Origin of the sequence: Shewanella waksmanii, from assembly GCF_043643685.1 — a bacterium.
GTDB classification, from domain to species: domain Bacteria; phylum Pseudomonadota; class Gammaproteobacteria; order Enterobacterales; family Shewanellaceae; genus Shewanella; species Shewanella waksmanii_A.
The window spans coordinates 128,215-153,615 of record NZ_JBHZSN010000009.1 but is presented as its reverse complement, the minus strand read 5'-3'; the positions used below and the strand labels follow the sequence as shown (position 1 = coordinate 153,615).

Sequence of the window (25,401 nt, the reverse complement as noted above, 5' to 3'; positions counted from 1 at the left end):
CTTAGAAGTTATGCATGCAGTCTTCAACATAGTTATCCCCAGATTCTGTGGATAACCGTCATCAGTTATTCATTAAGATATGACTGATCTTTACAAAAACGTCAAGCCAAGTCAGTTCGATCGCTGAATAATCAGCCAATCACGCCATACTAGCAACATTTCTGTTACTGACTACCAAATAAAGCCATTCTCAGTTAAGCTGCCATTATCATCTGTACAGGAAGTCTCAGTTTATCAAATGAAAAAACTACTTTTGTTTGTCTTCGTCCTACTCATTGGTTGCAGCCCAGACTCGGAAGTCGGCCAAAAACCACTGACACCAGAACAAGTCTCACTCGGTTTCTTTCAGGCAATTTATGTTGATAGGGATGTTGAAAAAGCTAAACAGTTTGTCAGTGAGCCCATGCAAAAGATCCTAGCCCATTACTACATTGCATCGGCGGTGCAAAGACACGTACTGAACTTGTCGATGACCGAAGTCACGATGGAAATTGAAGAAATCAACATCGACTTCTTCCGTAAATTCACCGACGACGTGACCGTGATTGTGAAAATGACCGGTTTACGTGGTGGCAGCCCCTGGATAGACGATCGCACGCTTCGCCTACACAAAGAAAAGAAACGTTGGATTATTGTCGAAGTCCTGCCGGAAAAAGGCAATATCAATTAATAACAGTTGACCTTTTAGGTCAGTATTAACACTGATTAATGAGTCGCTAACCGGTGTTATCGAGAGCAGACTCACCTTGCACTGATTCATTTGCATAGAATTTAGATAAAAAAATAGCAATCTAATGATTGCTATTTTTATTGAGGTCTTTTTTGAGGTATGTTGGCAACTGCATATTTAGCAGTTTACCCCGCTTGCCTCAGGCGTGCTGTTTAGCTTCCTTTAATCCAAAAACGCTTCTTCGTCCTTTTCCACCGGCAAAGATTCAATCACGTCATCTTGTACCTGATAATATGCGTTTTCGTATTCACGAAATTCCATAACAACTCCAAATTTTAATAGTAGGGTACGAGGCATGCTTGTTATTTAGGTCTGCATTTTTGCCATTATTAGAATCTATGCCAAACCAGCAAAGTTCATAAGCACAGTATACAACTTCAAAAGCAAAACTTACAGAAAACTTTCAAAAAAGTTTCATTCAAAAGCTAAAGAGACCATTTTACGGTTAAAAAACACCCAAAAAAGTAAATCAACATGAAAGACTTTCAGTTTTTAATCCATCTTGACGATAAAAACACCATTTTTTACAACAAAAAAATCTACCGTTATTGCAAAAATGCAACAAAACTTAGTAGATGGCAGTAGAGCATGAGCGTATAAGATGAACACATTGGTAGAATATGAAGCTGGGGTACTGGTTGACTTGCTTGCCCAAGGTGATGAGTTACAAGTACAACTGTTTATGGATAGAATGAACATTCCCTTTGATATTCAAGGACAGCTACTTTCAGAAATGGCCTCACTAAACCGTCCAGACTCGAACAAAATAGCCCAAGTTATCGAATCCCACGGCCACTCATCACTGGGTGACCGCTTGGGCTACTAATGCTCGTTTCGGACTATGTTTGTCGATATCGCAGCACTTTGAGCGCCTTGTCAGGATTGATATCTTTAAATACTGGCGGATTAGCAATTTGTTCAACCAACACTAAAGTTGGACTGTACTGTGCCACTTGCGACTTGAGGAAATCAAGGCTTAACTCTGGTGCATTAAGGCACAAAAGTACCTCACCGCCCTCGGCTAATAAACTCGGTAATCGTTTAAGTAATCGAGCGTAGTCTTTTGTCGCCACAAAGCTACCGCGCTGATTACTCGGCGGATCAGCAATGATGAGATCATAAGGACCGAATTTGGTTAATTTACCCCATGATTTAAAAATATCATGCCCTAAGTACTTCACTTGCTGATCAAAACCATTAAGCAGGTGGTTTTGCTTGCCAATAGCTAGCGCACCTTTGCTCATATCGATATTCACCGTGCTCACTGCACCGCCTTGCATGGCCGCCACGGAAAAACCGCAAGTATAGGCAAACAAATTAAGCACCTTCTTGTCTTGAGCATGGTGTTTTACCCAATGACGGCCATTGCGCATATCAACGAACAACCCATGGTTTTGACCACGCAACAGATGCACTTGGAACTGACAACCGTGTTCTGTTACTACGTGGGGCTCGGGCACTTCACCACAGAGCAGCCGTGTTTGGGTTTGCCCACCATGGCGGTATTGGTAAACTAAGTTACATGGCTTATCAGCAACCGTCTCTGTCCAGTGGTTCTTTATGGTCGACAATGCAAGTTGTAACTCATCGTCAGCCAAATCGGTAAAGCTTGTCAGCAAGATAACTGGCGGGTAGTAATCCACATTAATATGTTCACTTCCCGGAAAACAGCCGCCACGTCCGTGAAAAAGTCGCGTCACTTCCTCAGAAAATTCAAAGGTCGAAACCGCATCTAAAAATAACTGCATAATAAATTTTTATTCCACTTATCTACGGGTGACTATGATTGCTTGTCAGCGCTACTGTTTTCATCATCGCCTGACGAACCCGACGGTAAAGAGACTTCATCGGCCAGTAAGATGGCTAACCAGCCACCACTTTGGCTTGATTCAAGCGCAATTTTGACGATCATCGTCAACGGAACTGATAACAACATCCCTACTGAGCCGAGTAACCAGCCCCAAAATATCAATGATAAGAATACCACCAGCGTCGATAGTCCAAGACCGCGGCCCATATATTTAGGTTCGACTACATTTCCCATCACCATATTGGTACCAAGATATAACAACCCTGTCATACCGGCAGCCGCGGGGCCCAATTGAATAAACGCCAACAACACAGAAGGAATTGCCGCAATGATTGATCCAATATTGGGAATATAGTTAAACAGAAACGCGACTACGCCCCATAACAAGGCATAATCTACCCCGATAATAGCTAAGCCGATGCCGACAATTAAGCCGGTACCTAAACTCACTAAGGTTTTGATCACCATATATTGGTTAACAGAATGAAGGAACTTATCAATCTGCTTTAAACGCATATCAGGATCATCTAGCGCAAAATGCAGTTTTTTGGGTAATGTTTGTGCTTCAAAAAGCATAAACACCACGGTCAAAATAATCAGGAATAGATTCGCCATCACCCCACCAACACTTGACAGCATATTTGTCGTCATAGACAGCGCGATGCCTGGGTCAAAATAGGCCAACAGCTGGTCGCGAGACACACTGATATTCAAAGCCTGTAACTTGCCTAATACCCAAGAGAACTGCTCGACCAACTGATCACGATAATGGGGCAATTGCTGGCTAAATTCATTAATTGAACTACCAACAATCGATGCTAACCATAAACCCATTAAGACAATAAAGACCATCAAAACCATAATGGCGAGTCCGCGAGGTACACGATAACGAGCCAACCAATCAATCACAGGGTTACAAATAACTGCGATAAAAGCGGACAGCACAAACGGCACGACAATCGGACTTGCCGCTTTAATTCCGGCTAGAATAACGACAATGAATGCCATAATTGCGAAGCCTTTGAATGCTACGCCTTGATTCTCAAACCGACCCATATTAATAAAAGTCCTTCTAGAATTACCTTATAGTTGATAGGCTAAAGATATGTTAACGACTAAAAACATCAGCTTATGGATCCTCAAATCGCTATCATTCGAATAAAAAATCTGCGCCTACGTACCTACATCGGTATTAAAGATGATGAAATAAATAATAAACAAGATGTCACTATTAACGCACAAATCCACTACTGCGCCAGTAAAGCACGGGACAGTGACAACATGGATGATGCCCTGAATTATCGCACGATTACAAAAAAAATCATTGCTTTAGTGGAAAACAACCGATTTTCTTTATTGGAGCATCTCACTGACCAGGTTTTACAAATTACCAAAGAACACCCCTGGGTAGATTTTGCCAGTGTCGAAATTGATAAGCCTCATGCACTGCGGTTTGCAGACTCTGTGTCACTGCAGCTTTGCTACGACAAAAAACAGCAAAGCTAATCCCAAAAACCAATCCCATTAGTGCAGTACTATGTACTGCACGGCTTCCCCCCTCTTGTTATCCTTTTTGAAAACTGATCGACTTATCCCATATTTCTGTATATACCTAATAGAGCAATAAATTTTACCTTGATAAGCGGGGGCAGATTATGCATATCCTGATCACCGGTGGCACCGGCTTCATTGGCCAACATTTAATTAAACAATTAGACGACCACCAGCTTACAATCGTGACTCGTTCGCCAGGCAATGCCCAAAAAATATTAGGTAGCCAGCATCAATACCTCAATAATTTAGGGGCATTAACCGATCTAGATAGATTTGATGCGGTGATAAACCTCGCAGGAGAACCAATTGCCCAGCGTTGGAGTATCGCTAACAAACAAAAGATTTGTTCAAGCCGTTGGGACCTTACCGCAAGACTAAGCGAACTGTTTAGCCAAAGTAGCAAGCCACCAAGCTGCTTTATCAGTGCTTCTGCTATTGGGATATATGGCAATGGCCGCCAAAGCGTTGACGAACAAACCAGTTTATGTAGCTTTAGTGAAACGGGCGCCGATGAACAATTTGCCCATAGTGTTTGTGCTCGCTGGGAAGAGCTTGCTCAAAGCGCAGAACAGTACACCAGAGTCTCTATTATTCGAATAGGATTGGTGCTAGGTAGCCAAGGCGGTGCATTGGCGAAAATGCTACCGGCTTTTAAACTCGGTTTAGGGGGTAAGATTGCTAGCGGTAGCCAAGGTATGAGCTGGATACATATTGATGACTTAACCGCCTTGATTATGTATCTATTAACGTCACAGCAATGCCAAGGCATTTACAACGGCACCGCGCCCAACCCTGTGGACAACCTCACATTTACCAAGCAGTTAGGAAAAACACTTTCTAGACCAACGATTTTCCCAGCGCCGGAAAAAATATTGACCTTAGCATTAGGTGAAATGGCACAGCTGCTAACTGAAGGCCAATTTGTGCTGCCAAAACGAACCCAAGATTCAGGGTTTGTCTATAAATACCCTCACCTAGGACCTGCATTAGCAGACATACTCCATCACTAATGGCTTCATCTAAAAAAACGGCGCCAATGGCGCCGTTTTCTATTGATGCTTATCAACTCCCAGTACTATGCACGTGCTTTAAGTAGTTGCGAACAAGACTGCTGCAATAAACTTCTACAGCGCCAAGTACCCAGCGCCGCGACGATGACTGCGCCAGCCAGCGGCGCCATAGCCCACCATGGCCAATGCATATAGACGTTAAGCTCAAACACTTGGGTTTTAAGCAAATATAGGGTGAACTCGGCGACCACTACGGCCATAAACCCAGCTATCGCCCCCAATAGCGCGAATTCCAACCCGGTTGACCAACGCAATAACCAGCCTGATGCACCGAAGGTGCGTAATACCGCGAGCTCTCTCTGCCTTGTCGCCATCCCCGCTTCTGTTTGCGCCACCAACACTAAGCTGCTGGCCGCCAACACCAATACCAACACCAATGTGAGTGACAAAGACACTTGATCGATAATCTGCCTTAGTTGCGCCACCATCGCCCCAACATCGATAATAGAAACCGTGGGGAAGTCTTGAATCAACTCAATCACAAGACTACGCTGGGATTCAGGCAAGTAAAAGCTCGCCATCGATGTGTAAGCAAATGGCTCAAGGGCTTTCTGACTAAAAATCATAAAGAAGTTTGGTTGCAAGGTTTCCCAATGCACCGCCCTAAAGCTCTTTACGGTAACCGTTAGCTCTTGGTTATCGATAACATAAGTTAACTTATCGCCTAAGCTCAATCCCAAGCGCTCAGCCACTTCAGACTCGACAGAAACATCATAGTCATCAGTATTGAATTCGCCTTCAATAATTTGATTATTCTCTGGTAAGCTATTTCGCCACGTGAGGTTAAGCTCCCGAGAGATCCCCACTCTCCCAGGCTCACCATTTTGACTTTGCTCTGATGAAATCAAGGTTTCTCCGTTTATTTGGGTTAATCGCCCACGGATCACCGGATAGATATCGGTTGCCTTAATATCATGGCTAGCAAAATACTCCGTTAACGGTGCGGACTCGTCCGGTGCAATATTGACCAAAAAATAGTTGGGGGACTGAGCAGGTAGCTGCTTTTGCCACTCGTTTAACAAGTCCTGGCGCAAGGCGACAATGGTCAGTAGCAGTACCAATGCGGCACTAAACCCAACTAACTGTATGGCATTTTGACGCGCCCGACGTCTCAGCCCTGCTAACGCCAATTGGAATGGGTTGGTGGTTTTCATTCCAACACTGTGTCCCGCGCGGATCAGCGCAAAACCAAATAAGCTCAAAAGCACGCCCAGTAGTAAAACACCGGCAACCACTGTCAAAGTTAGCGCAATACTTTTTGAATACAGATATCCCAGTAAGCCCATTGCCGCAACACTTAAGGTTAAATGCAGCCACATACCTAACTGCAGCCCTTCCAGCTGTCGCTGCAATACCCGTAATGGCGGAATTGCTAATAACCGCAGTAATGGATACGCAGAAAACATAAACGCACTGATTAAGCCTGTGGCAATACCTAACAACACAGGCCGGGCAAACGGTGCACCGTAGGCCGCAATACTCTCTGGTAAGTAGCTGGTGATCACGGCATCGAGCGCTAACCCAGCTAATAAACCAAACACGACACCAAGAATGGTTACCAGCAATAAATGTAAACCAAACAAAATACGGATCTGTTTACGAGAGGCGCCAAAGGTTTTCAACATCGCCACCACATCAAAGTGACGCTGGCAGTATCGCTGCGCAGCAATACCGATTGCAGCGCAAGCCAGCGCAATACCCAACAAGCTGGCGAGTAACAGGAATCGTTCAGCACGCTTAACCGCTTCTGCTATAGGCGAGTCTCCCGATTGTACATCGACCCAACGCTGGCTGTTGTTTAGCAGCGGCTTAACCTGCTGTTCAAACTGTGATAATGCTGAGCTGTCACCGGCAAATTGATACAAGTAAGTCACTCGGCTGCCGGGTTGAATGATGCCCGTTTTGGCCACATCTTCAATGCGCATTAACACCACAGGAGATGATGCAAACGGATTAAAGCCGGCATCAGGTAAGCGAGCTATCTCTTTAGACAGGTTAAATTCACTATTACCCAGCTCTAACGCTTGGGGATAGCCTAAAATACCGCCTAAACGCGTTTCGTACCAAATGCTACCAGGTGCTGGTAAACCTTGTGCGGGGCCATCACTTAATTCAATGGTGCCCTTGAGAGGATAGCCCTCTGCGACGGCTCTGACTGTGATGAGCTGAAACTCATCATTAGCATATGCCATCGAATTGAACTGCATGCTGCGAACCTGTTGCAGTCCGAGGTTTTCAGCCTCGACGAGAATTTGAGGGTCAATTTCAACGGGAGAGTTAATGATCCTATCTGCTGCGATAAACTTGGAAGCTTGCCCATTGATCGCAATTTGTAATCGGTCACTGACCCTTGCTAAACCAGTGACTGACATGACCGCTAAGGTGATAGCCAAGATGATTAGCATCAACTGGCCTTGGGATAGCTCCCTAATAAATAGTCGCCAAGCTAAACGTCCCTCCATTAGCTCGCCTCCTTGGCATCCAGCTCAGGGCTTTCGTTTGTTACCGCTTCAGTCAACACGCCTGAATTCATCATCAACTGCCTTTGACAACGCTGGGCAAGCTGCAGATCATGGGTCACCAGTATCAAAGTTGTGTCACTTTCTTTGTTCAGATCAAACAGCATATCAGCGACCCGCTGGCTATTCGCGCCGTCTAAATTACCGGTGGGTTCATCAGCAAACAGCACCTTAGGTTCACAAATAAACGCGCGAGCAATAGCGACTCGTTGCTGTTCTCCCCCCGACAACTGGTTGGGTAAGTGAGTTAAACGGTGTGACAAACCGACCCGGTCTAACATCGCTTCTGCTTTTTGCTTGGCATCTGTGACTCCTGCAAGCTCAGCAGGCAACATCACGTTCTCAAGTGCATTTAGTGTATCAACTAGCATAAAAGACTGAAAAATAAAGCTAACCTTCTTTTTACGAAGCAGCGCTTTCCCCTCTTCATCTAAACCATGCAACGCACTGCCATCGAGAAAAATCTCACCAGAGCTTGGCGAGTCAAGCGCGGCAAGCAACCCCAATAGCGTTGATTTACCCGAACCCGATGGACCAAGAATCGCAACACTCTCACCCGACTTGACATCCATAGAGATGCCATTGAGGATAGTAAGCTCTCCCTCTTGGGTCGTAACTTTTTTGATGAGATTATTTACTGTGATTGCATTCTGCTCTGCCATATTATCCCTCTTATCCGCCAAGCTTCGCGCTGGCTTAAGTGCTGTCTTACTATTATGCGTATCATTCTCAAGTGCCTATGCTACCCCGATTTTAATCCTCGGCGATAGCCTTGGCGCCAGTTATGGTGTGTCTCCAGAGCAAGGTTGGGTCAACCTGTTGCAGCAAAAAATGCCCCAGCATACCTTTATCAATGGCTCAGTGAGTGGCGAAACGTCAGCAGGCGGATTGCGCAGACTGCCCGCCCTGCTTGAGTCTGCCACGCCAAAACTGGTGGTGGTTGAACTGGGCGGTAATGACGGATTACGCGGATTCCCACCAAAACAGTTGAAAGAAAATCTTACAAAAATCATTCAACTATCCCAGGCCCAAGGCGCCAAAGTGCTGCTCAGCGAAGTCATGGTGCCGCCCAATTATGGTCCACGATACGCAAACCAATTTACCGCTGTATATCATGAACTTGCTAAAGAGTATGACATCACTCTGATGCCATTTTTTATGGAACCTGTCGCGGTTGACCCCAATTTAATGCAGCGCGATGGCATCCATCCCAACGCTGATGCTCAACCCATCATTACGGAATTTGTCTACCCTTGGATCAATAAAGCACTGTAACTTGCTGCAGATTTTGCCTAAGTCGGTTGTCATTAAAGTCTTGCGGTTAAGATAACTTAACCGCTTTAAAATAATGGTTTACAATAAATAACATCATTTTGCCGACAACAAGCATTTGCAGGGAGCAGGCTTATGCAAAACCGTCATACCACTAAAGTGTCTCGCCTTACGTTAAGTCTTTTATTCGCCATCACCAGCAGCTTGAGTATCAACACATTTGCCAGTGAAGCTAGCACATTCGATCCAGAAAAAATCACGCTTCCCAAAGACAGCAAGTACGATTGGTTGCAGCTCACGTCCTATGAACTCTTAAAAGGCGAGATAAAAAACCTGTATGACGATAAATTAGAATTTGAAAGCGATAATTTAGATACCCTGTATATAGACTGGGAAGATGTCAAACTGCTGCAAAGCCATAGCTTAGTTAGTATCGGCTTTACCGATCTGACAACCAAAACGGGTAAACTATTGGTCAAGGATGGTAAAAGCTATTTGGACGGCGTGGAATTTGATCGTAGTCAGATCCTCACTATCATCGCCGGAGGCCAGCAAGAGTCCAATTATTGGTCGAGTAAAATATCCCTTGGGGCAAACTTTCGCTCTGGTAACACCAAGCAAGTCGATTACAGTGCCATCGCCAATGCCAATCGTCGCACAACCGAATCTCGTTACCATATCGATTACTTAGGTAACTATTCAAATGTGGATGACACCAATACCATTGATAACCACCGTCTCAATACCAATTTTGACTGGTATATTTCCAGACAGTTTTATCTTCGCCCCATATTTGGCGAAGTCTACTTAGATAAATTTAAAAACATCGACTACAAAGCGACAGTCGGTTTTGGTCTCGGTTATGATGTGATTGATACTTCAAAGGTGACTTGGAGTGTCAGTGGCGGTCCCGCATACACCTACACAAAGTACGATAAAGTATTGGAGGGTGAAACCGAATCAGAAGGAAGTGCTGCGGTAGTCGTTGAAACTATCTATGAGTGGGAAATCACAGATGATATTGATTTCGATGCACTTTATCGAGTTAACTACGGCAGTCAAGACTCTGGTGGATACTCGCATCACGCCGTTGCTGCCTTTGCCATTGAGCTCACCGACATATTTGATTTAGACCTTTCTTTCGTATGGGACCACATTAGCAACCCTCAAGACGATGCCGACGGAAATACGCCAGAGAAAGATGATTACCAATTTATCGTCGGATTTGGTATCGATTTATAATCTAATACCGAGCGGCATAATTAAGTCAAATTAACGAAACAAAGCCAAACCTACGGGTTTGGCTTTTTGGTTATTGTTTGACCAAAAATGCTTTCCTTATAAAATCCATGGATATTTTTAAGTTTTTTTTAAGCTTCAACAATACAAGAAACGCCTGTTTAAGAGTTTATGCTAAGTATTGTTTTGTATACAAAAATATATAAACAGTCGTTTGAATAAGTAAAAACTCTCATATGATATCAACTTGTTACAACAATGTTGGCCGGATTTCACATTGAATATCTGGTACGTCCGTGCAATCTAAGAAGTGAATAATAAAAATAAGCAGGAGACGCTATGTTCAACAAGAAGCCCAGTTGGTTGATCCCAACATTGGTTGCCACTGCAGTGGCGGTAAGTTTAGGTGCGTGTTCGTCGGACGATGATGACAAGGTTGTTGTAGAAGAAGAGACCCCAGTGGTCACCCCACCAACAGATCCCGCAGACAACTTCCCGGAAGGTGCCATATTAATTGAAGATGGTGAAAACCTGACACTGCGTATTCAAGAAGCGCTAATTAATGCCCAAAGTAACGATGTTATTGTGTTACCTAAAGGTAACTTCAAAATAGAATCAACCTTACTGTTTGATGGTGACGTTGACGGTGATGGTGCCTACGCAAAAAATATCACCATCATGGGTTACGGCATGAATGAAACCGTATTGGATTTTTCAGAGTCCATCACCGGTGATGGTATCTTTGTTCAAAATGCTATTAACGTCATTATTCAAGATTTGTCGGTTAATGAAGCTAAAAACAACGGTATTAAACTTAAAAATACTAACGGCATTATCTTGCGTCGTCTCGCCACCGTGTGGGAAGGCGAACTGGATGAAGGCAATGGCGCCTACGGTCTGTATCCCGTTGAATGTGAGAACATCTTGATTGAAGATACCTATGTCCGCGGTAGCGCCGATGCTGGTATTTATGTAGGTCAGTCAGAGTATATTGTGGTACGCCGTAATATCGCTAAAGAAAACGTCGCGGGTATTGAAATTGAAAACTCTAAATACGCCGACGTATATAACAACGAAGCAATGGGAAATACCGGTGGTATCTTAGTATTTGACTTACCCATCAATAACCACAGATATGGCTCTAGCGTGCGTATCTTTAATAACAAAGTTTATGATAACAATACCAAAAACTTTGCCAACGCTTCGGCCAACCCAGCTGGGGTTCATATCGTACCGCCAGGTACAGGGATGATTATCTTATCAACGGATGATGTCGAAATTTTCAACAATGAAGTAACCAACCATGACACCATGGGTGTAACTATTTCTAGTTTCTTCATTGCGGAACCAGACATGAATGCCTTTGTCGCCAACTATGGACAACCTGATCAGTCCATTGAAGATGGCTGGCGCCCAACACCACGCAATATTTATATTCATGACAATGTCATCACCGATTATGGTAAACAACCAAACGGATACTTGATTGACGACATCATCAAGGCATACCTATTTACCCACGGTGAATTCCCTGGTGTGTTATATGATGGTTTAGGTGAGATGCTGTCAAATAACGGCACAGCGGCATACCTTGGTCTGCAAGAATTGCCATTTGCAGAAGATGGCAGTGACAACGTCTGTGCTCAAAACAACGGTGATGTGTCATTTGGCCGTCTCTATGCCAACAGCAATACCGATATTAATATCGCCGATGTGCTATTTGAGAAAACCCAAGATCAACTACTAAATTGTGCTCAAGTCAGTTTACCTGTTCACACCGTCACCTTTGGCGACCAAATCTTTGGTTGTGGTGTAGACGATGACGTTGAAGGCTGTGACGGTGGTAACCTAGTTGGCGGAGGTGGCTCCATTGGTGAAGGTGAAGGCGGCTTGGTTGGCGATGGTGATTTAAGCCTATGTGAATCTACGGCCACAGGTGTCAATTGGGATGCTTTACTGGGTGCAAACTGCCCTAACCTGTCAGATTACAATCTTTTTGCTGACGCCACAGATCCGACGTCAGGAGCAAATTCAGGTGGTATGCCGTATGACCTCAATACGCAACTATTCACTGACTATGCTTCTAAATACCGTTTTGTATTTGTGCCTGAAGGCAAGGTCGCACAATACCATGATAGTGAAACATTCGACTTCCCCGTAGGAACCGTGATCACCAAAGCATTTGCTTTGCCAGCGAATACCGCACAGCGTGGCATAGACAATGAAGATCTGATAGAAACTCGCTTGTTGATTCGCCGTGAAACCGGCTGGTCTGCACTACCTTACGTTCATAATGCACAAAAAACCGATGCAGTGTTAGCTAAGGCGGGAGCGATTCAAGGGAAATCTGTCGTTCATCAAGGTGAAACACTCACATTTGATTATGTCGTACCAAGCATGAACCAATGTAAGCAGTGTCATCAGTTCAAAGCTGATTCTGACAGCGCCGCAGTGTTTGTTCCTATCGGGCCTAAGGCGCGTCAGTTAAACAAGTCCTACAGCTACCATGATGGCGATATGAACCAGCTATTAAAATGGCAAGCTGCCGGTATCTTACAAGGCACGCCTGACATCAACACCATCGACACAGTGCCAAGCTTTATGGATGGTGATGAAGTGAATGTTGCTTCAATGTCAGACACTGAGCTGATGAACACCGCAAAAGGATATTTGGACATCAACTGTGCTCACTGTCATCGCCCTGAAGGTAACGCTTCAAACACTGGCTTGAAACTAGAGTACTTCCGCGCTTATGACGAAGATGGCGGATATTCTCACGGTACCTGTAAGTCACCAGTTGCCTACGGTGGTGGTTCACTCGGCTTTGATATTGTGCCGGGTTCGCCTGAACAATCCATTCTGCACTTTAGAATGGCAACCAATGAGCCAGGGGACCGCATGCCTGAAATCGGCCGTAGCCTCAGCCATGGCGAAGGGGTCGCATTAATTAACGAGTGGATTAAGCGCTTACCCGCAGCTTCTTGTTCCGAGTAACAAGTTAATCAAGGCCGACATGATAATGTCGGCCTTGTTGTTTTCACGTGCTTAAACAGGCAATCCATCATGCGAACACAACTTACCCTATTATTGTTGCTTGGTTTAGTAGCATGTGGTGGTGGCGGTGACAGTAGCCCAACAGCTCAAGTTGACCCCGCACCAACAACGCCACCAGACTCGACGACACCACCAGCTGATAATAATACCGATCCTAACAGTGCTTGCGCGCTCAACCCAACGGGGGTTAACTGGGAAGCGCTCATGAATGAAGATTGTGAGGATTTATCACAATATAATCTTTTTGCTGACAGCCAAGATCCTACCGCGCATCCCGTCGGCAATGGCATTGCTTATGCGCTATCCAGTGAGCTGTTTACTAACTATGCTCAAAAGTACCGTTTTTTGTTTTTACCCGATGGCCAACAAATCAGCTATCAGGCCGAAGATACCTTTACATTGCCAGTTGGCAGCGTTTTAAGTAAAACCTTTAGTTTACCGTCAGATACCCAACTAAGCGGACGCGAACACCAGACACTTATCGAAACTCGACTGCTGATTCACCGTCAAAGTGGCTGGACAACTTTAGCCTATGTTTGGCAGCAAGGTCAGGCCAAGTTAAATGTGGTAGGCGCCGATATTCCCCACACATTCAACCATCAAGGCCAACAAATTAGCTTCGATTATCATGTTCCTAGCCGAGCAGAATGCAAACTCTGCCATCAACTTAATGAAAATGATGTCAGTAGCATTTCACCTATCGGTTTAAAGGCGCAACTGCTCAACCACAGCATCGACACCAGTCAAGGGCTTAGCCAGTTAAGTCATTGGCAGACTTTAGGCATGATTGCAGGCTTACCGGATGCCAGCACCATTCCCCATGCGCCTAATATTTTAGATCAGAGCGGTGATTTAACGGCGCGAGCCAAAGGTTATATTGATATTAATTGCGCCCATTGTCACCGAGCCGAGGGCTTTGCCAGTATCTCAGGACTGCGATTAGGCTTTCACGTTGACCATACAAGTTACCCGTATGGTGTATGTAAGCAACCACCGGGTTGGGACGGCGGTGCCAAGGGATTATCTTACGATATCATTCCGGGTGATGCTGAACACTCAATCATGGTCTATCGCCAAGAGCTTAATGGCGCCAAAGATAGAATGCCTCCAATTGGACGAGCCATGGTGCATCAAGAAGCGGTCAATGTGATCCGCCAGTGGATAGATATGATGTCGCCGTCGCTAGGTGACTGCCAAAGTTGACCGCTAAAGTTAAATCTTATTCTATGAATTATCACTGGGCAAAAAACATTCTTTGTCCAGTGCATTCATAAAGTCTCCCGGTGCAAAGCCTGTCCAATGTTTAAAGCTTTGGCGAAAATGGCTCACATCATTAAACCCCATTTGTTCAGCTAGACTTGCCACATCGGCGCGCTCAGTCACCAGTTGCCGCAACGCATGCTGGCAGCGGACTTGATAAATAAGGTTTTGATAACGGCTTTTTCCTGCTGCTAATTTTCGCCGCAATGTTCGATCACTAACATCAAGGCACTGCGCCATCTGCTCCATCGTTGGCAATTGGGGGAAACGTTGACGTAACGCCGCAATCACTTGTTCTGCAAATGAGTCCTGAATTTTCTGCAGCGCCAAAGGGGCGGCATCGATTTGACCATTGAGTGGTTGTTGCAGTTGTTTGCGCGATAATGTCCAACTATAAAAAGGTGCCTGGCTGCGGATATTTTGACAGCGAATGTTTTGTAACCAATCTGCATCAGGTTGTTTAACCAAAGCGATTTCCAACGGCAAAAAAGGCTCGCCAAGCAAGCGCTCGGCCACTGAGCACATCATATTAATACTGTGCTGAAACTGGACGTGCAAACTATCAAGAGGAGAGCGCCCTGTATTAATCCAAATAATACGCACAAAACTGTCATGGCTAATGACCACGGTATCGGCAAATTGTGCTACGGGTAGTTGTTGATTAACTAATGCTGTGATCACTTGTTCTAGATTATCAAAATTAGCCAGTAAACTGGCTAAATCATCCACCCAGTTAGGGCTTAAACGTGATGAGATGGCCACTAAACTGGGATAATGTTGTTGTAAATAATCTAAGGCCGCCTCAATTTGCCACATCGGCACAAATTGATGGGCAACAGCACTGGAAAAAGCTACACCTAAATGGGCGTTTAACTTTGCTACCGCTTGCTCGCCCTCTTTGGCTTGCAGGTGGGCAATAATTCGCTGAACTCCACTGGCTGAGCAAGGTTGATCACCAACCCTGAGTGTTGATTGATAGCCAATCTGAAATCCCATGCGAACCTTAAGTTGAAGAAACAATAAGCATATTTGTAACGGATTTCAGTAACTAAGGGAAGTAGAAATTAGTGAGTAAGCATATTGGTGAAATTTAGCCTCTTCTATATCCACCTCAATGAAGTCTTTTGCATACTGCACTAGACCCATCGACCACCTAGCACAGCGTTGGTTCAAAGCCGTAGGCCAAATACGTGAACCGATAAGCAAATTTTAAATAATTGTCAGCCATTGCCAACAAGCTAGCATATTTGCCTACTGCGCTCTTTTATAATGATGTCACTTCATTGACCTGTGAGTAATTACTATCAACATGCTCAAATCCATTATTGTTAGCGCACTAATCGCGACGCTTAGTTTTTCTCTTCACGCTGATCCGAACGGCATGAAACCTTTTCCGGTAGACAATGCCCCACTGGGCTACCTTATCCATAATCCCTATGAAAATGCACCTTTAACTGCATTAGTCACGCTAAATGGGCATCAAATTTCCGATGTAACAGTGACCGTTCACGCTAAAGATGACACTGGCGTAGATATTCATTATCCGGTCAGCGATATGCGTGTAATGAGCGAAGGCGGGGTACCCATATTTGGCCTTTACCCGGCCCTGATGAATAAATTTACCGTTAATTGGATGGAAAATGGCGAGCCACATAGTCACTTATACCAAATGCTGACACCTGACATTGATATGGGGTTTTCTGAAAGCCAGTGGGCCAAAGCGCCAAAAGTGCACGTCGAGCATGTCGACAAAGACTTTAAAGCGCGTCTTTACTTTTTGAACTGGACCAACCCTGATGGTAAATCTAGCCCGCTAATGCACAACAACCCAACTGCGCCAGGGGCGTTTTCATGGGATGGTAAACCTGGTTTTTTCATCATAGATACGGCCGGTGATATTCGCTGGTATATGAATCCATACACCACCCATAATTCCAAAAACTATGACACCGCCGGATACGCCATGGGCATGAACGTCACCCAAGATGGCAACATGGTATGGGTGCAAGGTCAAACATGGAAAAAAATGTCGCTGATGGGCAGGATGATCTCAGAACATAACCTCCCGGGGCACTTTATTGATGCTTCCCACGAAGGTATTGAAGGTGCCAACGGCAACATTTTTATTCGCGCTGCCGCTAAAGACTATCATCGCCCCGATGGTAAAGTGGTTAATACCATCCGCGATCAAATTATCGAAGTCGACAGCACAGGTAAACTGGTTGATTATTGGGATCTAAACCAAATACTAGATCCAATGCGCGATGCTGCGCTTTTATCGCTAGATGCCGGCGCAGTATGTCTCAATATAGATATAGACCAAGCTGGCCACCAAACGACTGCAGAGGATTTAAAGAACGCACCTTTTGGTGATATTCATGGTGTTGAAACTGGCCGCAACTGGCTGCATGCGAATTCGGTTGATTACGACCCAGTTGATGACAGCATTATCATTAGCTCCCGTCATCAATCGGCCGTAATTAAAATCGGGCGAGATAAACAGGTCAAATGGATTATCAGCCCAACTGAAGGCTGGTCAGAACGATTTGCTGACAAGTTGCTTCAACCTGTAGATGCAAGCGGTAACCCCATCGAATGCACCGCTAAAGGCTTATGTAGCGGCAGTGATTTTGATTTTAGTTATACCCCGCATACCGCCTATAAAGTGCCGCAAAAAGGCACCTATACCGTTTTTGATAACGGTGATGGTCGCCACCTCAGCCAGCCGATGTTTGCAATGAATAAGTACTCTCGCTCGGTAGAGTACAAAATCGATGAAAACAAAATGACTATCCAGCAGATTTGGCAGTACGGTAAAAACGAACTCGGTTACGCTGGCTACTCACCGGTGACATCGATTGTCAAATATCAGGCTGACAAAGACAGTATGATGAGCTATTTCGCCTCGGCAGGTCTATTCGGCATTGGCGGAGGTTATGGCAACCTAAAAATGGATGAAACAACCGGTAAAGTGAAATCGATTTTGGTGGAACATCGCTATGGTGAAACCAAGCCAGCGGTAAAAATCCACATTGATAGCCACGACCTATTTGCCACCGGATATCGAGCTCAAGTTATCCGCCCGGCGTTAATGCTTAAATAATCAAACCCATTAACCTCGATTGTCAGTTCTATAAAAACTGACAATCGAGACACTTCAATGCTGAAATCGCTACAGTTCTTGCATTAACTGAATGTGATTACCACAAGTATCGTCAAGTACGGCAATTTTGACATTGCCAACCTCCGTGGGTGCAACTGAAAACTCTACCCCCATATCCACTAATCGCTGATATTGTTCATCCACGTTATCAACGGTAAAAGATGTCCATGGGATGCCAGCTTCTTTTAAGGACTGCTGATAAACTTGTGCTGGTTCAAAGGCCATAGGCTCCAATAATAACTCAACACCTGCTTTCTCTTGAGGCGAAACCACAGTAAGCCATTTATGCTCCCCAACCGGCACATCTTTTTTCTTCGCAAACCCTAACACCTCGGTATAAAACTCAAGCGCTTTATCCTGTTCTGTCACTGGCACACTGCAAATAGATATCTTAATCATTTCGTCAATACCCTGTTGAAGATGTTGGTATGCGTAAAGCATAGCGAGACACAGATAGAAATACTTATTCTAAATTGCTTTTATGCAAACGCTGGTAGGCACTTGGGGAATGACCTGTGCTTTTTTTAAATACATTTGAAAATGTCGATAAGCTCTCGTAACCCACAGCAAAACAAACCTGGGTCACTGGCATCCCCTTAACAATCAACCGCTTTGCCTTTTCAATTCGCAGATCACGCAGGTAATGTTTCGGTGTTACCCCATAAACCAGTTGAAACATCCTCACATAATGAAATCGCGACATAAACGCAGATTCACCTAAGATATCTAACCCCAGCTTTTCAACAATTGAGAACACCATCAATCATATTGGTGAACTTGATACTGAAATCAAACAAACATCTATACAAATAAGCAGTCTTGCTGAGGAAACAGATAATATTGGTAAAATTCTAGATGTGATCGGTGGTGTTGCTGAACAAACAAATCTATTGGCACTAAATGCTGCCATCGAAGCTGCTAGAGCCGGTGAACAAGGTCGTGGTTTTGCTGTTGTTGCTGATGAAGTACGAGTGCTTGCACAAAGAACACAGCAATCAACAACTGAGATCCATAACCTGATTGAAAGCATTCAAAATGGTACTAGAGATGTGGTCAATAGTATGCAACAAAGTACCGAACTGTTATCAGCTAGCATCAATTCTGCCAACCAGTCAGGGAGTGCCTTTTCAGAAATAACTAAATCAATCACGAAAATAAATGATATGAACACCCAAAGTGCCAGTGCGACGGAACAGCAGAGTGCTGCGACAGAACAAGTGAATAGTAGCATGGCAGCTGTCAACAGTATCTCACAAGACAACTATGTAAAAATGATGGACACTATCAACTCCTGTGACAGCTTAGCGTCACTATCACAGGCCCTAAAGCAAACGGTTAACCAGTTTAAAATGTAAGCAGCCACTGTGTTAAACCTCTGCCAAAGCTACTCGCGCCACGATCATAGAGTCACAAAGGGTGATCGTGGCTTTCAATTAATTATTCCCCCAGTCGGCACTTTTGAGAACTTACTAAATCCCGCTTCTTAACCGAGTTGGTAGGCTCAACTAATCCACTCATAAATGGCTTGTCAATATTGGTCATTTATGAAGTTTTCACCACAGGAACAGCGAAACTGTCGCCATAGTCTTTATCAAACTCGGACTCAGCGACGCGAACGCCCTTAATACGCTCAACCACCATGTAATTTACAGGTACCAAAATGAGTGTAATAAAGGTGGCAAAAATAATACCGAAGCCCAAAGAAATAGCCATAGGAATCAAAAATTGCGCCTGAGTCGATTGTTCAAGTAATAGCGGCATCAAGCCAATAAACGTAGTTAAACTTGTTAACATCACCGGTCTAAAGCGTTTAGCACCGGCTGTAAGTACCGCTTCAACCAAGGCCATGCCTTCAGCACGCTTCTTATTGATAAAGTCAACCAATACTAAGGAGTCATTCACAACCACACCCACTAGGGCTAACATACCCAAGATACTGAAAATCGTCAGCGGCGAGCCCATCAACCAGTGACCAATCACGGCGCCAATTAACCCAAATGGTATGACGCTCATGACAATAAAAGGCTGCACATAAGATTTAAACGGTATGGCAAGCAAGCTATAAATCATAAAACATACAAACACTAAGCCCCACTGCAACGAGCCAAAACTCTCGCTTTGTTCTCGCGCCTCACCTTCTAAGGAATGACGAACACCGGGGTACTGCGCCACTAATTCATCAAGATATTGTTTCAGTTCGGCCTGTAACACCGTCATATTCGTATTGTCTTTGTCTACATCTGCTGTGACATTCAACACCCGATAGCGATCGATACGTTTAATGGTCGATGGACTTTTGCCTGATGTCATGTTCGCTACATGGCCTAGCGGCACCTGCGCACCTTGGGATGTAGTGATCAATAACTTTTCTAAGTCAGCCAGAGATTGACGTTCATTGAGGGGTAAACGCACCATGACACGAATATCGTCGCGTCCTCGTTGTATACGTTGTACTTGTGATCCGAAATAGAAACTACGAACTTGATTGGTTACCTCTTCTCGAGTCAAGCCTAAGGCTTTCCCCTGCTCTGTCAATTCAATGAGTAGTTCTTGCTTACCGTTAGATAAACTATCAGAAATATCGAACACCGTTGGATACTGCCCTAAGTGCAGTTTCACTTGATCCGCAATTTCACGCAAAGTTTCCAATGAGTTAGCACTGAGCTGCACGTCTATGGGGTCTGAACTTCGACCTATTTCTGCGCGATAAGTTACCGCCTCAGCCCCCGGGATTTCGCCCACCATACGCCGCCATTCAGATAATAATTGGCCTGAAGTTATCGCTAACTCACGTTTTTCTGGCGGCGTGATTTCAAAGCGCACTCCGCCAGCGTTTGAAGTGCCACCACGGCCGCCTGTCGTTGCCAAAATATTGAGAATAATACTTTCATTGGTGGCTTCATCGATATATTTGTCCTGCAGCACCTTGGCTTTAGCCGCAATATTAATAATATGTTGGTTGGTCACCTCAAACGGTGTACCCGCAGGCATAGTCAGATTTAGTCGCACCGTTTCACTGGGAATACGAGGGAAAAAGGTAAACTTGGTCCAACCTGTCATCAATAGCGCAGCAATAATGAGCAGCACCCCGGTAAATAAGCTCAATGTGGCGGTTTTATTCTTTAACGCGATACGCAAAAACGGTTGATAAAACTTAATAATCGCTCGCTCAAAACCATCGGCAAAGTTTTGTTGAAATTTTTCAAACCGATTTTGCTTTTGGCTCTCATGACGCAATTTAATGTGTTTAAGGTGCGCTGGTAAAACAAACTTCGACTCGATAAGTGAAAACAACAACACCGGAATAACCACAATGGCGATTTGCGCAAAAATCGCACCACGGGTGCCTTCAATAAACAACATCGGCAGAAACGCGGTAACGGTGGTCAAAATGCCAAACGTCACTGGCGCAGCAACCTCTTTGGCGCCATTAATTGCCGCCATTTCACCACTGGGGGCGGTTTTTAAATGGCTGTAGATATTCTCTCCAGTCACAATCGCATCATCCACCACGATACCTAGCACTAGAATAAAACCAAATAGGCTCATGACATTAAGCGACACGTTGAAAAACGGCATAAAGATAAACGCGCCCATAAATGACACCGGAATACCGATAAAAACCCAAAAGGCGATTGATGGGCGTAAAAACAACGTGAGTAACAGTAAGACCAAGATGCCACCTTGAAGCGCACTGCCCGCTAAGGTTGAAATACGGTTTTTAACGATTTCAGAATCATCATCCCAGTAACTTAAAGTGTACCCTGCTGGCAAACTATCTTGCCTTGCATTGATATAAGTTTTGACTTTGTCAGCAACATCAATGGCGCTTTGTTGGCCGATACGGTATACATCGATAAACGCAGCTTGTTCGCCATTAAAGCGGGTTCGTACAGGCGTTTCTTCAAACCCATCAATCACATTGGCCACATCGCTTAAACGGATAATCGTTCCGTCGGCGGCGGTCTTGATGGCGATATTGGCAAACTCGTCTTTATAGTAAGCTTGCCCCTTTGAGCGCAGTAATATGTCACCACCTTGGGTTTTCAGATTACCTGCAGAAATATCGGTACTAGACGCATTGATTGCGCGCGCAATCTCACTCAGTGTCAGTTGATACTGCTGCAACTTGTCCTGCGGCACCTCGAGTGTTACCTCATAATTTCGCACCCCACTTAAATCTAGCTGGGTAACACCATCGAGACGTAACAGTTCATCACGCACTACCTCGGCAAACTCTAAGGTCTCTTTCTCACTGTATTTACCGGTGACCGTCACTGCGATCACTTCACGTTTACGCTGAGCAAGGGCGATAACGGGTTTTTCAGCATCAACCGGAAAGGTATTAATTGCATCAACACGGCTCTTAATGTCAGTCAGTAGCTCCCTTGGATCGTAGCCACTATCGATTTCAATGCTGACATTTGAAGATGACTCTGAAGAGTTTGAGGTGATTTTTTTGATCCCTTCCAGATCTTGAACCGCCTCTTCAACCCGAATGGTCACCCCTTGCTCGACATCTTCCGGTGTAGCGCCTCGTAGTGAAATACTGACAGACACCACTTCGGAATCAACACTGGGGAAGACTTCTAACGGAATACGTGTTGATAATGATCCCAGACCGATAACCAATAAAAACAACATCAATAGGTTGGCGGCAACATGATTTCGCGTAAACCAAGCTATCATAGTTGTGCCTCCGCACTAGGCTTAACCTGCTTCCCCGCAGCCGCCTTGTCATCTTGCTGCTTATTGCGTGCAGATGGCCTTTTAGGGCTGTCCACACCGGCTATCGCTACGGGCGTACCAGAGCTAACTTGCCCAAGCGAGGTCGTCACTAAATCATCACCTGCTTTTAGGCCTTGAATAATCACGGCGTCTTGGCTGTTTTGCCACAAAATTGCTACTTCTGTGCGCAAAAGTTTGCCGTCTTCAACTAGGTACACATAGCTACCTTGGTAGATAGCGCGGGTAGGAATCACGATGGCGCTTGATAACTGCTTCCCTTGAATTCGTGCGGTAAGGTACTGACCAATTTTCAATGGTGATTGTTTGTTATCCTGCAAGCCAAAGGGCTCATCAATCTGCGCTACCACATACAATTGCTGTGAGCTATCATCAATCGCCCCCTCAGTGCGGTCTAATTGACCTTTCCATGATTGCTTGCCTATTAAGTCTGATTGGAAAGCAACTGGGGCAACAGCTAGCTTACCCGGTTCAGGTAAGTCAACTAAGGCTAAATCTCGGTTATTGATGGGTAAACGTATCTCAACATAGTCGGTAGCGTAAATGGTTGCCAGCTGTGCATTGGTGGACACCACTCGGCCAACATCGACACTTTTCTCTAAGATACGACCATCAAAAGGCGCCACAATTTTGGTACGCTCAAGTGCCAACATGGCCTTATCTAGCTGGGCTTCACTCGATAGCATTGCAGCTTGAGCGGCTGCTAATTGTGGTTGACGTAATACCAGCTCATTAGGCTCTCGACCATTACCTAATCGCTTCCAATCAATTAATGCTTGCTCAACTCGCGCTTGTTCCTCTTGTAGGCTTTGTTTAGCTTGTAATATCCCTGCTTGGGCTATTTTCACTTCCGCAAGATAGTCTCGGTCGTCGAGCTGCACCAGCACTTCACCTTTGTTAAAAAAGCCCCCTTCGCGGAAATTTGGGCTAATTGACAAGATCTGTCCAGAGGCTTGAGTGACTAATGAACTTTGGGTTCGTGGCTTAACCACACCAAAGCTACTGACCTCAACTTGATAGTCAGCTGGCTGTATTGACTGAGTTTCAACGATCACTTTACTGGCGGGTTTCTGCGCACCGCGTTTGGAGGTTGGAGGATTACTAACAATAACCGCAATAACAACAACCACGGTAATAACAATGGCGACAGGGACAAGGTACTTTTTATTCATCAGACTATTCATATTGACTAACACCCGCATCAAGATCACCACCTAAAGCTAGGTGTAATTGAATTCGATTGGCTATGATTTGGTTCTTGAGATTAATCACTGAGGTTTGTGCCACAAACGATCGGGTTTGCGCATCTAACACTGTGGTATAACTTTGTAACCCCGCTTGATATTGCTCAAACGACAGGGTTTCGGCTTGTAAGGCGTTTTCTTGTGACTTGAGGGTTGCTTGATATTGCTGTTGTAAACTGGCATCAAGATCTAAGGCATTCTCCACCTGCTCAAACGCAGTAAATAACGTGCTGAGATATTGTTGCTCTTGCTGTTTTAACACCAGCTTTTGCTGCTCGGTCTGTGCTTTTAAACGCCCAGCATTAAACAGAGGTGACGTTAGCCCAGCAAATACTGACCAACTACTAAAATCACCGTCAAACAAATTGGCAAAGTCGCTATCGCTGCTGCCTAAAGAGCCGCCAAGACGCAACGAAGGGTAGCGCTGTTTTTGGGTATAGGCCACAGTCGCATCTTGAGATAGCAACTGGTACCAAGCACTCTGTAATGAGGGTTTGCGTTTCACCAACTCACTGGGAACGCCCACTTTAATTCCTTCTGGTAACAAAGGGAGTTTGGCATCGACTAATAACTTCGCTGCAGGATAGCCACCCAACAACCGCTCCAATTGACGAACATCGGCGTTGAGCTGATTACGCTGTCCAAGTAGATTAGATTGCTCGTTGTAATATTCATTTTGGGTTAAATAGACATCTAATGCGGCGTTTAGCCCTTGAACATAACCCGATTCAATAATCTCAAAGCTGACTCTGGCATTCTCAGTACGCCGCTCATAAAGCTTCACCAACTCTTGTGAAGTCACCACTTTGTAGTAGGCACTAACTACATCGGCAACCAAGGTGTCACGTGCTTGCTGGTAATTAGCTTGTGCAGTTAATAAATCGAGCTTTGCCGCTTTAGCACTGTCTGATAGTTTGCCCCAAATATCCAACTCAACACTGATATCAAAGCTCAAACTATTGGTGTTGGTTTGCGTGTCACTGTTGCCATTTCTGCCCGAATTTAAAGAGCCTGTTAGCTCTGGCCAAAAATTAGCATCATTAACAACTAGTTGTTGCTGCTTAATCTCGACATCTAATGCCTGTTGAATCAACGCTTGATTACGGTTTAATGCAATAGTGGCCAGTTCGAGTAACTGTGGAGTGGCAATGGCTTTTACCCACGGCTGATTTTCCTTTAAGGCTTGTGCACTGGTGTACCAGCTAGGTGGCAATTCTGGGGTAACCTGTTCTTCATCGATATAGGTTGTACTGCTACAACCACTGAACATAAACAATGATAGAACAACCCCTAACTTAGTGAGGCGATAACTCATCGAGTAAAATCCCAAGACGTCATTATTTTTATGCTAATTATGTTAATGAGTTAAGCTAAAAAATAATACTGTAAACCCGCGTCTTTGCACGGTTTTACAAAGTCGCAATTTTTAACCAGTACAAATAACGTCCGATTAGTGGTTTAACAGACTGATTATCAACTTAAACATCAGCACTACTAGAATAGAAAACAACTATAAAACATAAGCTTAATGCCAGTTATTACGTGGGAAGCGTAAAAAACGATCACCAAAGAGCGATGATAAAGAAAAGAAATATTCACTTACAGAGTCAATAGATAAGTTTACAAAACTTACTGGATGATAATCACGACATCTAGCGCTTATTCCTGCCCCTTTTACGTCCGTCAACGGGCGACATTAAACCTGCGACAACTCAATACAGATACCAATGATGAATTAGA

At 44.7% G+C, this 25,401-nt stretch carries 20 protein-coding genes; 10 read left to right on the top strand and 10 right to left on the bottom strand.

What is annotated here, in order from left to right; genetic code table 11:
- Positions 1-238 precede the first annotated feature (238 nt).
- On the top strand, positions 239-670 hold the full coding sequence (locus ACHUFW_RS14800) for a hypothetical protein (RefSeq protein ID WP_394204108.1): 432 nt from the start codon (positions 239-241) through the stop codon (positions 668-670).
- Positions 671-1,331: 661 nt separating this feature from the next.
- Complete coding sequence (locus tag ACHUFW_RS14795; RefSeq protein ID WP_394204107.1) at positions 1,332-1,556, top strand: hypothetical protein; 225 nt, start codon at positions 1,332-1,334, stop codon at positions 1,554-1,556.
- A 13-nt stretch (positions 1,557-1,569) separates the two neighbouring features.
- On the opposite strand, the gene ACHUFW_RS14790 is transcribed toward ACHUFW_RS14795, so the two are convergent.
- Positions 1,570-2,478 carry a class I SAM-dependent methyltransferase gene (locus tag ACHUFW_RS14790; RefSeq protein ID WP_394204106.1) on the bottom strand — a complete coding sequence of 303 codons (909 nt, stop codon included), beginning with the start codon at positions 2,476-2,478 and terminating at the stop codon, positions 1,570-1,572.
- A 32-nt stretch (positions 2,479-2,510) separates the two neighbouring features.
- Positions 2,511-3,596, bottom strand: coding sequence for an AI-2E family transporter (locus tag ACHUFW_RS14785; RefSeq protein ID WP_394204105.1), 1,086 nt, complete (start codon positions 3,594-3,596; stop codon positions 2,511-2,513).
- 75 nt (positions 3,597-3,671) lie between these two features.
- On the opposite strand from ACHUFW_RS14785, the gene folX reads away from it, so the two are divergent.
- Together folX and ACHUFW_RS14775 are read left to right on the top strand one after the other, a co-directional pair.
- Positions 3,672-4,046, top strand: coding sequence for a dihydroneopterin triphosphate 2'-epimerase (gene folX / locus ACHUFW_RS14780; RefSeq protein WP_394204104.1), 375 nt, complete (start codon positions 3,672-3,674; stop codon positions 4,044-4,046).
- Between the two features lie 149 nt (positions 4,047-4,195).
- Positions 4,196-5,104 carry a TIGR01777 family oxidoreductase gene (locus ACHUFW_RS14775; RefSeq protein WP_394204103.1) on the top strand — a complete coding sequence of 303 codons (909 nt, stop codon included), beginning with the start codon at positions 4,196-4,198 and terminating at the stop codon, positions 5,102-5,104.
- Positions 5,105-5,169: 65 nt separating this feature from the next.
- Here ACHUFW_RS14775 and ACHUFW_RS14770 read toward each other — a convergent pair whose 3' ends face one another.
- Both ACHUFW_RS14770 and ACHUFW_RS14765 read right to left on the bottom strand, forming a co-directional pair.
- Entirely contained in the window at positions 5,170-7,626 is a 2,457-nt protein-coding gene (locus ACHUFW_RS14770; protein ID WP_394204102.1) for an ABC transporter permease, read from the bottom strand.
- On the bottom strand, positions 7,626-8,345 hold the full coding sequence (locus ACHUFW_RS14765; protein ID WP_394204101.1) for an ABC transporter ATP-binding protein: 720 nt from the start codon (positions 8,343-8,345) through the stop codon (positions 7,626-7,628). The genes ACHUFW_RS14770 and ACHUFW_RS14765 overlap by 1 nt, the downstream gene beginning before the upstream one ends.
- Here ACHUFW_RS14765 and ACHUFW_RS14760 point away from each other — a divergent pair.
- The 4 genes from ACHUFW_RS14760 to ACHUFW_RS14745 all read left to right on the top strand — a co-directional run bounded on the left by ACHUFW_RS14760 (position 8,308) and on the right by ACHUFW_RS14745 (position 14,451).
- Complete coding sequence (locus tag ACHUFW_RS14760) at positions 8,308-8,958, top strand: arylesterase (protein WP_394204100.1); 651 nt, start codon at positions 8,308-8,310, stop codon at positions 8,956-8,958. The genes ACHUFW_RS14765 and ACHUFW_RS14760 overlap by 38 nt on opposite strands.
- Before the next feature lie 132 nt (positions 8,959-9,090).
- Positions 9,091-10,197, top strand: a complete 1,107-nt coding sequence (locus ACHUFW_RS14755; RefSeq protein WP_394204099.1) for a DUF481 domain-containing protein — start codon at positions 9,091-9,093, stop codon at positions 10,195-10,197.
- A gap of 336 nt (positions 10,198-10,533) precedes the next feature.
- Positions 10,534-13,188, top strand: coding sequence for a parallel beta-helix domain-containing protein (locus tag ACHUFW_RS14750; protein WP_394204098.1), 2,655 nt, complete (start codon positions 10,534-10,536; stop codon positions 13,186-13,188).
- Positions 13,189-13,257: 69 nt separating this feature from the next.
- Entirely contained in the window at positions 13,258-14,451 is a 1,194-nt protein-coding gene (locus tag ACHUFW_RS14745; RefSeq protein ID WP_394204097.1) for an SO2930 family diheme c-type cytochrome, read from the top strand.
- A 21-nt stretch (positions 14,452-14,472) separates the two neighbouring features.
- Here ACHUFW_RS14745 and ACHUFW_RS14740 read toward each other — a convergent pair whose 3' ends face one another.
- Positions 14,473-15,504: a helix-turn-helix transcriptional regulator gene (locus ACHUFW_RS14740; RefSeq protein ID WP_394204096.1), complete on the bottom strand. Its 1,032-nt coding sequence runs from the start codon at positions 15,502-15,504 to the stop codon at positions 14,473-14,475.
- 313 nt (positions 15,505-15,817) lie between these two features.
- Between ACHUFW_RS14740 and ACHUFW_RS14735 the strand changes: the two genes are divergently transcribed.
- Positions 15,818-17,611 carry an aryl-sulfate sulfotransferase gene (locus ACHUFW_RS14735; protein WP_394204095.1) on the top strand — a complete coding sequence of 598 codons (1,794 nt, stop codon included), beginning with the start codon at positions 15,818-15,820 and terminating at the stop codon, positions 17,609-17,611.
- A 69-nt stretch (positions 17,612-17,680) separates the two neighbouring features.
- On the opposite strand, the gene ACHUFW_RS14730 is transcribed toward ACHUFW_RS14735, so the two are convergent.
- Positions 17,681-18,070 (bottom strand): VOC family protein, encoded by a 390-nt coding sequence (locus tag ACHUFW_RS14730; RefSeq protein WP_394204094.1) that lies wholly within the window; start codon positions 18,068-18,070, stop codon positions 17,681-17,683.
- A 64-nt stretch (positions 18,071-18,134) separates the two neighbouring features.
- Positions 18,135-18,374, bottom strand: coding sequence for a helix-turn-helix domain-containing protein (locus tag ACHUFW_RS14725; protein ID WP_394204148.1), 240 nt, complete (start codon positions 18,372-18,374; stop codon positions 18,135-18,137).
- Between ACHUFW_RS14725 and ACHUFW_RS14720 the strand changes: the two genes are divergently transcribed.
- On the top strand, positions 18,373-19,026 hold the full coding sequence (locus tag ACHUFW_RS14720; protein ID WP_394204147.1) for a methyl-accepting chemotaxis protein: 654 nt from the start codon (positions 18,373-18,375) through the stop codon (positions 19,024-19,026). The genes ACHUFW_RS14725 and ACHUFW_RS14720 overlap by 2 nt on opposite strands.
- 187 nt (positions 19,027-19,213) lie before the next feature.
- On the opposite strand, the gene ACHUFW_RS14715 is transcribed toward ACHUFW_RS14720, so the two are convergent.
- From ACHUFW_RS14715 to ACHUFW_RS14705, 3 genes are read right to left on the bottom strand one after another with little or no spacing between them, the layout of a single operon-like run.
- Positions 19,214-22,360 carry an efflux RND transporter permease subunit gene (locus tag ACHUFW_RS14715; protein ID WP_394204093.1) on the bottom strand — a complete coding sequence of 1,049 codons (3,147 nt, stop codon included), beginning with the start codon at positions 22,358-22,360 and terminating at the stop codon, positions 19,214-19,216.
- Positions 22,357-23,601 (bottom strand): efflux RND transporter periplasmic adaptor subunit, encoded by a 1,245-nt coding sequence (locus ACHUFW_RS14710; RefSeq protein ID WP_394204092.1) that lies wholly within the window; start codon positions 23,599-23,601, stop codon positions 22,357-22,359. Before ACHUFW_RS14710 ends, ACHUFW_RS14715 begins: the two co-directional genes overlap by 4 nt.
- Positions 23,594-24,976 carry a TolC family protein gene (locus ACHUFW_RS14705; protein ID WP_394204091.1) on the bottom strand — a complete coding sequence of 461 codons (1,383 nt, stop codon included), beginning with the start codon at positions 24,974-24,976 and terminating at the stop codon, positions 23,594-23,596. The genes ACHUFW_RS14710 and ACHUFW_RS14705 overlap by 8 nt, the downstream gene beginning before the upstream one ends.
- Positions 24,977-25,401 lie beyond the last annotated feature (425 nt).